Origin of the sequence: Flavobacterium sp. Root420, assembly GCF_001427905.1 — a bacterium.
Lineage (GTDB): Bacteria > Bacteroidota > Bacteroidia > Flavobacteriales > Flavobacteriaceae > Flavobacterium.
The window spans coordinates 201,274-216,566 of the sequence record NZ_LMEF01000032.1 but is presented as its reverse complement, the minus strand read 5'-3'; the positions used below and the strand labels follow the sequence as shown (position 1 = coordinate 216,566).

Annotated in this window: 17 protein-coding genes; 15 read left to right on the top strand and 2 right to left on the bottom strand. The window is 32.7% G+C overall.

Features of this window, described 5'->3' with window-relative positions; translation table 11 throughout:
• The first annotated feature begins 381 nt into the window (after positions 1–381).
• The 7 genes from ASC72_RS21315 to hisC all read left to right on the top strand — a co-directional run bounded on the left by ASC72_RS21315 (position 382) and on the right by hisC (position 6,512).
• Positions 382–1,461, top strand: coding sequence for a DNA replication/repair protein RecF (locus tag ASC72_RS21315; RefSeq protein WP_056195712.1), 1,080 nt, complete (start codon positions 382–384; stop codon positions 1,459–1,461).
• 272 nt (positions 1,462–1,733) lie between these two features.
• Positions 1,734–2,432 (top strand): thioredoxin domain-containing protein, encoded by a 699-nt coding sequence (locus ASC72_RS21310; RefSeq protein WP_056195710.1) that lies wholly within the window; start codon positions 1,734–1,736, stop codon positions 2,430–2,432.
• A 9-nt stretch (positions 2,433–2,441) separates the two neighbouring features.
• The gene (locus tag ASC72_RS21305) at positions 2,442–3,119 is read left to right on the top strand and encodes a DUF2461 domain-containing protein (protein ID WP_056195707.1); all 678 of its coding nucleotides are present in this window, start codon (positions 2,442–2,444) and stop codon (positions 3,117–3,119) included.
• A gap of 109 nt (positions 3,120–3,228) precedes the next feature.
• Complete coding sequence (locus tag ASC72_RS21300; protein ID WP_056195704.1) at positions 3,229–4,290, top strand: glycosyltransferase; 1,062 nt, start codon at positions 3,229–3,231, stop codon at positions 4,288–4,290.
• Positions 4,291–4,495: 205 nt separating this feature from the next.
• Entirely contained in the window at positions 4,496–5,056 is a 561-nt protein-coding gene (locus ASC72_RS21295) for a hypothetical protein (protein WP_056195702.1), read from the top strand.
• A gap of 36 nt (positions 5,057–5,092) precedes the next feature.
• Entirely contained in the window at positions 5,093–5,272 is a 180-nt protein-coding gene (locus ASC72_RS21290; RefSeq protein WP_056195700.1) for a hypothetical protein, read from the top strand.
• Positions 5,273–5,411: 139 nt separating this feature from the next.
• On the top strand, positions 5,412–6,512 hold the full coding sequence (gene hisC / locus ASC72_RS21285) for a histidinol-phosphate transaminase (RefSeq protein ID WP_056195697.1): 1,101 nt from the start codon (positions 5,412–5,414) through the stop codon (positions 6,510–6,512).
• 31 nt (positions 6,513–6,543) lie between these two features.
• On the opposite strand, the gene ASC72_RS21280 is transcribed toward hisC, so the two are convergent.
• Complete coding sequence (locus ASC72_RS21280; protein WP_131725843.1) at positions 6,544–7,350, bottom strand: hypothetical protein; 807 nt, start codon at positions 7,348–7,350, stop codon at positions 6,544–6,546.
• A gap of 265 nt (positions 7,351–7,615) precedes the next feature.
• On the opposite strand from ASC72_RS21280, the gene murB reads away from it, so the two are divergent.
• The 7 genes from murB (at position 7,616) to ASC72_RS21245 (ending at position 13,166) form a co-directional block, all read left to right on the top strand.
• A complete protein-coding gene (murB, locus tag ASC72_RS21275) occupies positions 7,616–8,629 on the top strand; it encodes a UDP-N-acetylmuramate dehydrogenase (RefSeq protein ID WP_056195693.1) in 1,014 nt (337 codons plus the stop codon).
• Between the two features lie 122 nt (positions 8,630–8,751).
• Entirely contained in the window at positions 8,752–9,210 is a 459-nt protein-coding gene (locus tag ASC72_RS21270) for a GNAT family N-acetyltransferase (protein WP_056195690.1), read from the top strand.
• Between the two features lie 9 nt (positions 9,211–9,219).
• Entirely contained in the window at positions 9,220–9,834 is a 615-nt protein-coding gene (locus ASC72_RS21265; protein ID WP_056195687.1) for an FMN-binding negative transcriptional regulator, read from the top strand.
• An 82-nt stretch (positions 9,835–9,916) separates the two neighbouring features.
• Positions 9,917–11,023 (top strand): glycosyltransferase, encoded by a 1,107-nt coding sequence (locus ASC72_RS21260; RefSeq protein WP_056195684.1) that lies wholly within the window; start codon positions 9,917–9,919, stop codon positions 11,021–11,023.
• Entirely contained in the window at positions 11,014–11,565 is a 552-nt protein-coding gene (locus ASC72_RS21255; protein WP_056195682.1) for an RNA polymerase sigma factor, read from the top strand. The genes ASC72_RS21260 and ASC72_RS21255 overlap by 10 nt, the downstream gene beginning before the upstream one ends.
• Before the next feature lie 154 nt (positions 11,566–11,719).
• Positions 11,720–12,547: an energy transducer TonB gene (locus ASC72_RS21250; RefSeq protein ID WP_056195680.1), complete on the top strand. Its 828-nt coding sequence runs from the start codon at positions 11,720–11,722 to the stop codon at positions 12,545–12,547.
• Between the two features lie 238 nt (positions 12,548–12,785).
• Positions 12,786–13,166: a PH domain-containing protein gene (locus tag ASC72_RS21245; RefSeq protein ID WP_056195676.1), complete on the top strand. Its 381-nt coding sequence runs from the start codon at positions 12,786–12,788 to the stop codon at positions 13,164–13,166.
• A 69-nt stretch (positions 13,167–13,235) separates the two neighbouring features.
• Here ASC72_RS21245 and ASC72_RS21240 read toward each other — a convergent pair whose 3' ends face one another.
• On the bottom strand, positions 13,236–14,096 hold the full coding sequence (locus ASC72_RS21240; RefSeq protein WP_056195673.1) for a M48 family metalloprotease: 861 nt from the start codon (positions 14,094–14,096) through the stop codon (positions 13,236–13,238).
• Positions 14,097–14,426: 330 nt separating this feature from the next.
• Here ASC72_RS21240 and lipA point away from each other — a divergent pair, with 330 nt between their 5' ends.
• Positions 14,427–15,293 carry a lipoyl synthase gene (gene lipA, locus ASC72_RS21235; protein ID WP_047774095.1) on the top strand — a complete coding sequence of 289 codons (867 nt, stop codon included), beginning with the start codon at positions 14,427–14,429 and terminating at the stop codon, positions 15,291–15,293.

The window sequence follows — 15,293 nt, the reverse complement described above, 5'->3', positions numbered from 1 at the left end:
ATTTAGTGAACGGCAAAAATAAAATTTTTATTGAAACTGAGGCAAAAAAAATCAATTTTATCACTATTTTAAAAAAAATATTTTCACAAACACTAAGTCGTTTCTTCTCAGCACTAAAATAATTCATCCTGAAAAGCGCCAAAAGCCTTTTATATCAATAATTTTCGATAATTTGCACCCTCAAATTTTTGATGTTCTAAAGCGCAGATTTTCTAGGCTAATACTACAATTTTAGCCACAGATTTCACAGATTCTCACGGATTGGAAAAGGTTTTGGCTGTAAGTGACAGAAAAAAAACTTTCAAATCTTTTAATCTGTGGCAAAAAACAAAATCCTAGCTATAAAAAACTTCAAATTTTACCTTTACAGTTCCTTAAAAAATGCATTTAAACAAAATTTCTTTATTCAATTATAAAAATTTCGCCGAAGTCAGTTTCGATTTCGACCGCAAGATCAATTGTTTTGTTGGTAAAAACGGGATTGGCAAGACTAATGTGCTTGATGCCATCTATCATTTGGCATACGGAAAAAGCTATTTTAATCCGTTAGCGGTTCAAAATATCAAGCACGGAGAGGAGTTTTTTGTGATTGATGCCGAACTAGAAAAAAATGACAGAACAGAGCAAATTGTCTGCAGTTTAAAAAAAGGACAAAAAAAGGTTTTAAAAAGAAATGGCAAAGCCTACGATAAATTCTCTGATCATATTGGGTTTATTCCGCTTGTAATTATTTCTCCGGCCGATCGTGATTTGATTGTGGAAGGAAGCGAGACACGTCGCAAATTTATGGATAGCGTGATTTCGCAATTAGATTCGACTTACTTACATCAGCTTATTCAATATCAAAAAATAATTGTGCAGCGAAATGCCCTTCTTAAGTATTTTGCCCTGAATCATACTTTTGACAACGACACCCTATCTATATATAATGAGCAGTTAAATGGTTTTGGAAAATCCATTTTTGAAAAACGAAAAGATTTCCTGGAACAATTTATACCTATATTTAATGTACATCACCAAGCAATCACCGGTTCTGAAGAAACCGTGCAATTGGTTTATGAAAGTCATCTGTATGAAAAAGACTTATTGACTCTTTTACAGGAAAACATTAATAAAGACAGAGCGCTACATTATACAAGTGTCGGAATCCACAAAGACGATTTGTCTTTTGAAATTGATTCTCATCCTATAAAAAAATTCGGCTCTCAGGGGCAGCAAAAATCTTTTTTGATTGCTTTAAAACTGGCTCAATTTGAATTTTTGAAGAAACAAAGCGGTGTAAAACCACTTTTACTTTTTGATGATATTTTCGATAAGCTAGATGAGACCCGTGTTTCTAAAATTATCGAAATGGTAAACAGCGAAACTTTTGGTCAGCTTTTTATTTCAGATACGCATCCGGATCGTACTGAAGCAATTGTAAAATCAACGCATCAGAGCTATAAGATATTTAATTTATAAGTTTTTTTTGTTTCAAGTTTCAGGTTTCAAGTTTCAGGTTTTTTTACATAAGACCTTTTGCGTAACTTCATAAATAATTAGCCACAAATTCACGAATTTTTTCTAATCTATAAGCAGATAATATTCGTGAATTCGTGGCTATTTTTTTTAACTTCAGACTTGAAACCTGAAACTTGAAACAAACCTGATTACTAAATTGATTTTATCATTCTGTTATGAATTCAAAAATGAAAAATCCTTACTTTAGCGTAACTATTTAAAACTTCAATATCATGAAATTCCCTAAAATTTTATTGCTAATAGTTTCAATTCTGCTTTTAGCCTGCAACGATAAAAAAGCAAAATCATTCGAATCGATTGCTCCACAAGAATTTGCAGAAAAAATCAAAACAACTGATAAACCTCAAATTTTAGACGTTAGAACTCCGGAAGAATTCGGATCAGAACATATTGATAATGCTGTAAATGTGAATTGGAATAGTGATGATTTTGCTGCGAAAGCTGAATTATACGACAAATCAAAACCTGTTTTTGTGTATTGCTTAAGCGGAGGAAGAAGCAAAAAAGCCGCTGCAAAACTTCAGGAATTAGGATTTACAACCATTTACGAATTAGATGGAGGAATTATGAATTGGGACAAAGAAGGCTATTCGAAAACCCCGAATGCCGAAGTTGGAATGACAATGGAGGAGTTTAATAAATTAGTACATACAGACAAAAAAGTTTTGGTTGATTTTTATGCAGAATGGTGCGGACCTTGCAAACAAATGGAGCCTTTCATTTTGAAAATGCAAAAAGACATGGCAGATAAAGTAACTATTATTAGAATTGATGTTGATAAAAACAAAACATTGGCAACTCAATTGAAAATTGACCAACTTCCTACTTTAGCTTTATACCATACAACAAAAGGACTATGGAAAAAGACAGGTTTTATCAGTGAAAAAGACTTAAAAGAACAACTCCAATAAATACAGGATATGCTAACGAAAGAATCATTGCAATTTTTAGACGATTTAAAAAAGAACAACAATAGAGACTGGTTTCAGGACAACAAGAAACGATACGAGATTTTCAAAAAAGATTATCATCAATTGGTAAGTGATTTTCTGGATGTCATGAAACCACTCGATCCTTCTTTGGAATTATTAGAAGTTAAAAACTGTACGTTCCGAATTAATCGCGACATTCGATTTTCTAAAGATAAATCACCTTATAAAGCACACTTAGGCGTTTGGATGTCCTGTGGAACTAAAGGTTTGAATCGAGCCGGATATTATGTTCATATCGAAAAAGGCGCCAGTTTTATTGCGGGAGGGTTTTATTCGCCAGAAGCTGCAGACTTGAAGAAAGTGCGAAAAGAAATTGCCTTTTTTCATGATGATTTAGAAGCCATTTTAGCTGATAAAAATTTCAAAAAAGAGTTTGGAAGTTTAGATGTAAACGAAACCAATTCACTTAAAAGTATGCCCCGTGGTTATGAAAAAGACCATCCGGCAATTGAATTTTTAAAACTGAAAAGTTTTACGGCCACTCAAAAATACGATATTGCCGAAGTGACTCAAAAAGATTTTGTTGCCAAAATGAGCAAGAAATTAATCGCCCTAAAACCTTTAAACGAATTCATCAATCGCGCTTTAGACACAGATGAATTTTAATTATTTCCAACTATTTTCCGCCACAAATTCACGAATTATTTCAAACTAATTCATGAATTCGTGGCGGAAAAATATAAACAGCTTGACAAATACTTATTAAGTTTGCTGAATGAAAAAAAAGAAAATACTTTTTCTGGGAGAATCGTATCGCGCTGATGCTATTACATGGATGAAAGGTTTGAAAGAATTTGGCGATTTTGAAATCTGCACTTGGGAACTTCAAACACCAAACACTTCAAAACTCAACCGATTCAAACGTATTTTAGAATATGCTTTCTCTCCTATTTCTATTCGAAAAACAATCCGACGAGAAAAACCAGATATGATTATTGCTGAAAGAACCACCAGTTATGGTTTTCTTGCGGCGATTTCAGGTATGCATCCAATTGCGATTGCACAACAAGGCCGAACTGATTTATGGCCTGAAGGTTCTATTTTATTGCCTTTTAAAAAGGTCATTCAAAAACATGCCTTCAAAAAAGCCGATTTAATTCACGCCTGGGGGCCGGTTATGACGATTTCTATGAAGGAAATTGGTGTTGATATGAGCAAAGTTTTGGTGATACCGAAAGGAATTGACTTGACGCTTTTTGCTCCTTCTGTAAATAATTCAAATAAAATCGAAGCAATTGTAACGCGTTCTTTGCAGCCGGAATATCGTCATGATTCCATTTTGAAAGCTTTTGCAATTCTGTACCAAAAAGGAATTGATTTTACATTGACTATTGTTGGAGACGGAACCCGATTACAATTTTTAAAAGATTTAGCCAAGGAATTGCAAATCGAAAACAAAGTGATTTTTACAGGAAGAATTCCGAATACAGAGCTTCCTAAATTATTACAACAATCGAATATTTATATCAGTATGCCTATTACCGAAGGGGTTTCGGCTTCTTTGTTTGAAGCTATGGCTTGTAATTGTTATCCGGTTGTTTCTGACATTCCGGGAAATCAAAGCTGGATCAAACATCGCGAAAACGGACAATTGATTGAAATTGATAATATTGAAATGTTGGCTGAAGAATTGATCTGGTCTTTTGAAAATAGTGACTCCCGAAATAATGCTATTTTACAGAATCGAAATTTTGTAGAGCAGAATGCGAATTATGATAGTAATATGAAGATTATTTCGGATAAATATCATGAGTTGTTGGATTTGCGTAAAGTTTAACCGCAAAGAGCGCAAGGGATTACGCAAAGTTCGCAAAGCTTAGCTTTCGTGGCGTAATCCCTTGCGCTCTTTGCGGTTAAGATCAAATTTTATTCAATCTGAAAAATCAAATCCCAACTTCCTCAAAGTAAATAATAAAAATCAAATAACTTTAATAAGATATTACACTATTTATTTTAGATTTGCCTTCATTTAAAACCAATGAATGGAAGATTTAATAAATGAATCCTATGAATTCGAGCAGGTAGACAGCAATCCTTTGCATACCAAATATGATTTTGTAAGCAAAGGTGAAAGAGAAATTCCTAAAAGAATAGCCATAATCAAATACCCACAACCTGGTTTAGAACGATATTATAATTTAGGATTCGGTAATATCTTTATTGATAAAAATGGTTTGGAATCCATTTCTGACATGTCAAGAGAAAACAATAAAGATGGCAAAAAAGTTTTAAAAACAGTTTTTACTTCTGCTTTGGATTTTTTATCAACCTCTCCTAATTCAATTTTAACCATTTTCGGAAATACTTCTGCCAAACATAGATTATACAAAATGGGGTTGAATAATAATTTAGCTTCTATTGAAAGTTGTTTTATTATAAAAGGAGGAATAATTGGTGATTTGAAAATCATCGAAAATCCAGAAACCGGAAAGCAACCAAATTCAATTATTAATATTGATGAAATTGAATATCAGGCATATGACCCTAATAAAAGCAGAGCATATAATTTTATAACATTTGAGATTAAAGATGAGTTCAAATAATTTTTTATACCTTTGTATTATTAAAATGATGTTGTTATGAAAAATATAATTAAAGATATTTTAGACAAATCTGAGAAAAAAACTGCTGTTTCTTATAAAGACAAAGAAAGCAGAGTATCTTTTGATGAAACTTTTGGAAAACAGAAAATGGAAATTGCCTCTAAAATTATTGCAGACAATTCAATTTCTCTTTCTAAAAAGCTAGCTACAAAATAAAATTCCACAAATATCGATACAGAAGCCTTCAAATTTGAAGGCTTTTTTATTTACTATTAAGAAAAATCTCTTCGTAACTTTTATTCCATTTCAACGACATACTCTAAAAAGGAATTGTTTAATTTAATCTAAAACAGAGATGAATAACAGAAGAAACTGGCTAAAACAAATAAGTTTAGGCACTGTAGCGTTGGGATTTTATAATTTTGAAGCATTTGCAAAACCTACTGAAGAATATATTTTTCCTGATTTAGACAATTCTCCCATAACGCTTCGATCAAATGAAAACCCTTATGGTCCATCTCCGTTAGCTCGTGCTGCAATGGCCAAAAGCGTCAATAGTAGCAATCGATATGGATGGGATCTTTCCTCAAAATTAATCACAAGCATTGCTCAAAAGAATACTGTTTCAGACAATAACATTCTGCTGGGCGCAGGTTCAACGGAAATTTTAGATTTAGTACTCCAATATACCGCATTAAAAAAAGGTAATTTTATTTTAGCCGAAACCACATTCGACTACTGGACTGCACCTTATGAAAAATTAGGACTTAAGAAAATCACTGTTCCATTAACTAAAGATAAAAAGCACGACTTAACAGCCATGTTGAAGGCTATCGATTCAGATACCAAAATGATTTATATCTGCAATCCTAATAACCCAACAGGAACAGTATGCAGTAGAGAAGAACTTGTTACTTTTATAAAAGAAGCGACGAAAAAAGCCATCGTATTTGTTGATGAAGCTTATATCGATTTTACAAAAGAACAATCATTAAGTGATTTGGTTATTGAAAACAAAAATTTGATTATTACCCGGACTTTTTCAAAGATGTATGGATTGGCTGGTGCCCGCGTTGGGTATGCTATTGCACATTCTGCTACTATTGAAGAACTTGACGTTGTAAGATCATCTCAAAATATGTCTGTTAGTGTGATGTCGACAGCAGCAGCAATAGCCTCTTTAAATGATGAAAAGTTTATTCAGCAAGTATATGCATCAAATCAGGAAGTAAAAAAATATACCATAGATCAACTTACTATTCTTAATTTAACCTGCATTCCATCGTATTCTAATTTTGTTTATTTTTCTTTAGACAATTATAAAAAAGATTATTTCAAACAATTGGAAAACCATAATATTCAAGGAACAAAAATTTATGAAGAAAACGGAAAATGGACAAGAATTACAATAGGAACCATGAAAGAAATGCAACGATTTATTGCGGCTATAAAATAAATCCAGAATGCTTTTTTAGCATCTGGATCAATTAACAACCAACTGTTGTAAAAACTCCCATAGGCTTAATTACTCCTTTTCCACCGGGTTTAGACAAATACAAAGTTGGACTCGAAACATTATAATGGCTAGCGGTATCAATAATTAAATCAAGTTTGTTGTCATCATCAATATCTCCTCCAAAAATTATTCGTATCATTTGCTCATCAAAACTTTTCTTTGCGACCAGGAGTTCCGTAGTTTTCTTTCCATCAATAATAGCTGTCAGGTATAATTTATAATTCGAAACTACGATCCAATCCGAATCTGGTTCTTCTTTTTTCTTTTTTCCTGTTGCAAATAAAGTATACTCAATACCTTTGAAATTAAATTTAAAACTTTCTTCAGGATAAATATTCTCCGGTATTTTTACGCTTGATATATTTCCATCAACAAAATAAGGAAGTTTCTCAATTAAAATTACGCAAGTATCTTTTACAGAAGCGCTAACTTCCCAACCCGTTTCCTCGCCTTCATTAATGTCCACTATGTCATCAACAGCGCGTTTAATAGATACTTTAGTTTCTGAAAGAGTATAACTCTCTTTGTTTTTAAAAAGACCAAACCAAGTTTTATTTTCTAATTTCTTATCAACTTCATCATCATGAAACACATGTGTTTGAAGCATTTTAACTTGTAAAGTACTATCAACAGGAAAAGAAAAATCATCTTTTAGAGGATCATTTACTGCTAGTTTAGATTCCTTAATAGATTCTTTATTTGCACTGCTTTTTATTACAGTTTCCGTTTTGAATTTATTACAACTCAAGAATTGAAAAATTACAATTAAAAAAAACATTTTTTTGAACGCTATATTCATCTATTTGGTATTGTTCGTAAAAGAGAATCAAACATACAAAAGAAAATATCAATACTATAAGGTGAATGTAAAAATTGAATTACGAAATTGAAAACATTTCATTAAACAAACGTATTAAAAGCATTCTAAAAGGAATTAAAATTTCACTCGATATTTTGCCAAAACCTAACTCAAATAAATTATAATCCTTACTTTTGAGCTCAGAATTATCCCAAGCTTTTGGGATCAAAAAAGCCTTTTATTTATGGAAATCCAATCCAATTTTTCTTTAAAAAACTATAATACTTTTGGTATTGAAGCCAAAGCCAAACAATTTGTTGCAGTACATTCGGTTGCTGAATTGAAAACAATTTTAGAAGAAAACAAAAACGAGAAAAAATTTGTTTTAGGCGGAGGAAGCAATATGCTTTTGACTAGAGATATTGATGCTTTGGTCATTCATATTGATTTAAAAGGCAAAAAAATCATTCAAGAAGACGAAGATTTTGTCTGGGTTGAAAGTCAGGCCGGCGAAACCTGGCACGACTTTGTACTTTGGACAATTGATAATAATTTTGGCGGTTTAGAAAATATGTCACTGATTCCGGGAAATGTTGGTACAACTCCAGTTCAGAATATTGGCGCTTACGGAACCGAAATAAAAGACACTTTTGTTTCTTGCGAAGCGATAAATATTGAATCTCAGGAAATAAAAACCTTCACGAATTCAGAATGCAATTTTGGGTACCGGGAAAGCATTTTTAAAAATGAAGCTAAAGATCAATACATTATTACATCTGTAATTTATAAATTGACGAAACGCAATCATAAAATTAACACTTCTTACGGAGACATTACGGCTGAATTAGCTAAAAACAATATTACAACTCCAACTTTAAAAGATGTGAGCAATGCCGTAATCGCGATCAGACAAAGCAAATTACCTGATCCAAAAGAATTGGGAAATAGTGGAAGCTTCTTTAAAAACCCAATTTTATTGAAATCTGATTTCGAAAAAATTCATCAAAAGTTTCCTGAAATGAAATATTATGAAGTTTCAGAAACTGAAGTAAAAGTTCCGGCGGGTTGGTTAATTGAGCAAGCTGGCTTTAAAGGAAAACGTTTTGGTGATGCCGGAGTTCATAAAAATCAGGCGTTGGTTTTAGTAAATTATGGAAATGCGACAGGACAGGAAATTTTAGCGGTTTCGAGAAATGTTCAAAAAACTGTTTTTGAAACTTTCGGAATTCATATTGAAGCTGAAGTGAATGTTATATAAACACAGATTGCACTAATTTTCACTAATTAATACTATTGTTAGACTGAGCGTAATCGAAGTCCTTGTAATTTCGACTACGCTCAAAGTGATATTGGCAAAACAATCATTTTTTTTCTCAAATCATGACAGAAAATCTCTCCATAAAAACTGCAAATCCTAATGATGAAAAAGTTCTGGCAATTATCGAAGAATTGTCAACAAATCTTTATCTTCGTTTTGGAAGCGATGGAAAAAATTCTTTTACCGATTGGGAATACAATAATTTGAAATACGTTTTTGCTATAGCTGAAATTGACAATGAAATTGTAGGCTGCGGAGCGATTAGACCAATTTCTGAAACTATTGGAGAAGTAAAACGAATGTATTCTAAATATCCACGAAAGAAAATCGGACAAACCATTTTAGCTTATTTAGAAGATATAGCCTTAAAAAGTGGATACACAGAATTGATTTTAGAAACACGCATAAAAAACAGTGAAGCGACGCAGTTTTACGAAAGACAAGGATATAAAGTAATTCCGAATTACGGAAAATATACAGATCGACCGGAAGCCATTTGTTTCGGAAAATCGCTAAAATAAACTCATAAAATGTATACACCTGAAATATACAAAAACGAAGATCCGGAATCAATCAGAGCTTATTTGAAAGAAAATAGTTTTGGGATTCTGATCAATCAGACTCACGGAAAATTATGTGCCACACACATTCCGATAGAACTTGAAGTAAATGCTGAGGGAAAAGAAATTCTGCAAGGGCATATTTCAAAACTGAATCCGCAAGCAGAAGGTTTCGCAGAAAACGATCAGGTTTTAGCCGTTTTTACGGGTCCACATAGTTATATTTCTTCTTCCTGGTACGATCATGAAAATGTACCAACATGGAATTACATAGCTGTACATGTTTATGGGAGAATCAAAATTGTAGATGAAGCCGCTTCAATTGAGCAACTAAAAAAATTGGTTGATAAATACGAAGCTAATTCAGAAAATCCGATTCGTGTTGAGGATTTATCAGCAAAAACAATGCGTGAAGCCAGAGGAATCTTTGGTTTTGAGATAGAAATCGATGAAATTCAGGCGACCAAAAAACTGTCTCAAAACCGTGACGACCACAATTACAAAAACATAATTTCGGAATTAGAAAAAACAGAAAACCCTCAGTCTATTGCTGTTGCAAAAGAAATGTCGAAATGCCTAAAGTAAATCGGTTTTAGCCATTGAAAATTAGGAATTCATAAGTACATTTGCACGCGCAAGATTCAAAAATTAAAAGACATTAAAACAGATGCTTATAACTTTATTTTACTTCTTTATTGCTATTGTTTTTATTCAGGTTTTCTACTACTTAGGTATTTTTGGAAAATTTGCTTTCAGTAAACCACAAGAAATTGCAAACAAAAAACTTCCGGTTTCTGTAATTGTCTGTGCTAAAAATGAAGAAGAGAATGTAAAAAAGTTTATTCCTTTATTAGCAGAGCAAGACTATCCTGATTTTGAAATTGTTTTAATTGACGATGCTTCAAGCGACGAAACTTTAGAAGTTTTTGAAGAATTCGAAAAACAATATTCCAACATCCGTTTGGTAAAGGTTCAAAACAACGAAGCTTTCTGGGGAAATAAAAAATATGCTTTAACTTTAGGAATCAAAGCTTCTAAAAAAGAATATCTTTTATTTACAGATGCCGATTGTTATCCAAATTCAAAAGATTGGATTACCGCAATGACTTCGCAATTCACTATGAATAAAACTATTGTATTAGGATACGGTGGTTATGAAAAAATAGAGCGCTCTTTATTAAATAAAATTATTCGTTTTGAAACTGTTTTAACAGCTGTACAATATTTTTCATGGGCCAAAATTGGAGCTCCATATATGGGAGTTGGAAGAAATTTAGCTTATAAAAAAGAAGAATTCTTTAATGTAAACGGCTTTATAGATCACATTCAGGTTCGTTCAGGCGATGATGATTTGTTTATTAATCAGGCAGCGAACAAAAGCAACAGTACCATTTCATACAATCCGGAAAGTTTTACTTATTCTAAACCAAAGGAATCTTATAAAGAATGGTTTACACAAAAAAGAAGACATGTTTCTACTGCAGAATATTATAAATTTTTTGATAAAATGCAGTTAGGTCTTTTTTACACCTCACAATTATTCTTCTTTTTATTAGTTATACTCTTGCTTGCTTTCCAATTTCAATGGATCGCTGTATTGGCAATATTAGCTACTCGCTACACAATTGCGTGGACCGTAATTGGGTTTTCGGCTGGAAAATTAAAAGAAAATGATCTTAAAATATGGTTTCCGGTGGTAGAGATGGTGCTTATATTCACACAAATTAATATCTTTATAACTAATCTCTTTTCAAAACCTGTACATTGGAAATAAATTCTAAAATAGAAAAAGCAAAAAAAGGCGACCAGATTGCCTTTACTTTTTTATTAGATTTTTATTGGAATGAAGTGTACGGTTTTATGCTAAAACGTACTGAAAACGAAACCATTGCTGAAGATATTACAATCGAAACTTTCTCAAAAGCTTTCGACAAAATTGCTACTTACAACTCAGAATTTCAATTCAACACCTGGTTAATTGCGATCGCAAAAAATGTCTATATTGATTTATTGCGAAAAAAGAAAACCAATCTTTTTATCGAAATTACCGACTCTGAAGATCAGCAGGCATACAATATTGCTGACCCTACCCCATCTGCAGAAGATGCATTAATTAAAGAGCAAAATCTATCCCGTTTGCTTTTATGCATCAAAGAATTAAAGCCCCATTATCAGGAAGTTATTCAATTGCGTTATTTTCAGGAAATGACGTATCAGGAAATTGCACTCAAAATAAATGAGCCTCTAAGCAACGTAAAAGTCAAACTACTTCGCGCTAAAAAATTATTGGCAGAAATCATCGAGCGTAACAGATAATTTATTATCTTTAGATAAAGAATAAAATATTTTAGTATTTTTTCTTAAAATTATAAATTATTCACATACTAAAACAACAATACCTGCGTTGTTGCTAAAACCAAACCCTTACTGCTTATGATTTAATGTTACTTAACCTTAAAATCCAATAAACATGTCTAAATCAAACATCTACGAAACCAGTTGGACCGACCTTGTTTTCGAAAACAAAAACAAAGAGTACGGCGCGTACCAATTACGCCAGGAAAATTCAAAAACCACAATTACAGCGCTATTTATGGGACTGCTATTATTGGCAAGTCTGGGAACTGCATCGATGTTGATTAGTAAATTCGGAACACAAGGTGTTGTAGAAACGGAGCCTATTATTCCTGAACCATTTGTAGTAACCGAATTTCACGACCAGCCTGTTATTCCAAAAACAGAAGAAACAATTGCACCACCGCAGCAAAGTGCAGCTACGCCACCAGCTACCAGTACACAATTGGTAAATCCCGTTGTTACCAGGGCAGATCAAGCTACTCCGGAAGTTATTGCACCGAACACAGATAACGCTCCTGCTGTTGACAATGTAACTCCAGGAACAGGTTCTACAGTGAACGTTTTGCCATCAAATGGTGGCGGTGAAGGAACTATTCCTACAGATGCAGGCACTAGTAATCCTGTAAATGCAGCAGTATTAGACAAAATGCCAGAATTCCCTGGAGGAATGGCGAAATTTTATACTTATGTTGGAAACAATTTTCACAAACCAGAATTGGACGCTGAAAAAACGCTTAAAGTATATGTTTCTTTTGTCATTGAAAGAGATGGTTCAATTACAGATATAACTGTACTAAAAGATCCGGGGTATGGTTTAGGAAAAGAAGCCATTAGAGTTTTGAAATCAATAAAAGCAAAATGGACTCCTGGAATATTAAATGGAAAAACAGTACGAACAGCATATAACCTTCCAATAACCATAAAAACGGAAGTAGAATAAAAAAATAGAAAAAGCAGAACTTCGGTTCTGCTTTTTTTTGTCCTCTTGTAAATCACCAGGAAATTAAGGTTTTTACTTTTACTTCAAAATGAATCTCGCAGAGTCGCCAGGCCTTATTTTAAGTTTTTCTTTGCAACTCGGCGACTTTGCGTGAAATTAATTATCTCACTTTTTTTAATTTAATTACTTTTACCATTCATAAAAAGAAAACATTTTATTAAAATTAAAAAACTAAAAAATGGGAATATTTTCAGCACTTCTTGGTAATGCAGGTTCTGTAAGTCAGGAAGATTTATTAAAAAACTACGGACAGCTTTTAACAGATAATGAATCAATCGAAATGGGATTCAAATTGATTCGTGATACTTTTATTTTTACAAATAAAAGATTAATCTTGGTAGATGTACAAGGAATAACAGGAAGCAAAACAGAATACAAATCGATTGCATACAAAAGCATTACCCGTTTTAGCATAGAAACAGCCGGAACTTTTGATTTGGATGCCGAACTAAAAATTTGGGTTTCCAGCGAATTACAACCAAGCATCGTAAAACAATTTACTAAATCTGTAAATGTTTATGAGGTTCAAAAAGTACTGGCACATCACGTTTTAGGTTAATTCATAAAAATAAAAAACCCGACAAATCTTCAAAAAATCTGTCGGGTTTTGCTTTTCTAAAAGAAATTGTTATTTCTTTTTAGTTGTTTTCTTTGTAGTTGCTTTTTTAGCCGGAACCGGAACTGTATTTACAATTTTCTGTTGTACATATGGCTTGTACAAACCATCTTTTTCTGCTCTTTTTTTAGCATCTTCAGCTCTTTGTTTTGAATCTGGGTGTGAACTCATCATTTGATCAATAAAAGAAGCTTGTGACCCTTCGCTCATTTTAGCCAAAATTCTAAATGCAGATTCCTCAGCATTAACATTATAGGCATTCTTTTTCATAAAATTATAGGCAAACAAATCTGCTTCAGCTTCTTGTTTACGGCTAAATTTACTATCAATAATAGCGCTACCAATTTTCCCTAACTGGCTATCTGTAACAGTAGCTACAGTTGTCGATTGTGAAGCTGCCGCATCCATTAAAGCTTCTTTTTTGTAAGCCGCTTTTATAGCATCTTGTGAATCATGATTAGCAACGTGACCAATTTCATGCCCAATTACAGCAAGTAGTTCATTATCATCCATAATATCCATTAATCCTGAATATACACGAACACTTCCATCGGCAGTAGCGAAAGCATTTACCTCTTTTAATTTATATACTTTATAATTCAATGTATAATCTTCGCCAGCGGTGTATTTTCCAAAAACTCTGTTCAATCTTAAAGTGTATCCATCTGTTGCAGCTGCTATTTCATTTTCTTTATCCAATTTATCTACTGCTGCTTTGGATAATGCAGCAGCATCAGCATTACTAAATGTAAAACCACTAACACCTTTTTGAACAGCACCAATTGCTTTTTCTCCAAAATTAATTTGCGCACTGATTTTAGTAAAACCAAAAGTCGCAAATAAAACTCCTAATACAATAAATTTCTTTTTCATCTTTCTTTTTATATTTCAATTTAACAACAAATGTACTACACGGTTGGTATTATATTATTCTTTTCAGGGGTAATTTTTAACAAATAAAGATATAAATTTTAAATAAGGGAAAGCCCATTCGATTATAATAATTATTCCGCAAACCCTACTAAGCAAACAAACCCCTAAATTTTAAAGTGTTACTAGATTTAAAAAACAACTATTTAACATTTCTAATAAACAATTATCAAATTACTTTCAGAGAATCGTAACAATAACGTTTCAAATTAACCCATAAACAAATCCACAAATAAACAACAATGCGTATCTTTGTACTTTGAATTTTGATATATGGAAACAGTCATTGAAAATATACCAACTGGAAAACCTAAATGGTTAAAAGTCAAACTTCCAATTGGACAAAAATATACTGAACTTCGTGGTTTAGTTGACAAATACAGCTTAAACACAATTTGCACCTCGGGAAGTTGCCCAAATATGGGAGAATGTTGGGGTGAAGGGACGGCCACTTTTATGATCTTAGGAAATGTTTGTACTCGTTCTTGTGGATTTTGCGGAGTAAAAACCGGAAGACCCGAGACTGTAGATTGGGACGAACCTGAAAAAGTAGCACGTTCTATTAAAATCATGAACATTAAACATGCGGTAATTACAAGTGTTGACAGAGATGATTTAAAAGATGGCGGATCAATTATCTGGATTGAAACTGTAAAAGCAATCCGCAGAATGAACCCAAATACTACGCTTGAAACTTTAATTCCTGATTTTCAGGGAATCGAAAGAAATATTGACAGAATTGTAGAGGCAAATCCTGAAGTAGTTTCGCATAATGTCGAAACCGTACGTCGTTTAACTCGTGAAGTGCGTATTCAGGCAAAATACGACCGAAGTTTGGAAGTTTTACGCTATTTAAAAGAGAAAGGAATTAACAGAACTAAATCCGGAATCATGCTTGGCCTAGGTGAAACTGAAGAAGAAGTGTTTCAAACCATGACCGATTTACGTAATGCAAATGTTGATGTTGTTACCATTGGTCAATACCTACAACCAAGTAAAAAACATTTACCTGTAAAAGAATTCATAACCCCGGATCAATTTGCTAAATATGAAAAATTTGGTCTTGAATTAGGTTTCCGTCATGTAGAAAGCGGACCTTTGGTTCGTTCTTCATATAAAGCACAAAAACATATTTTATAA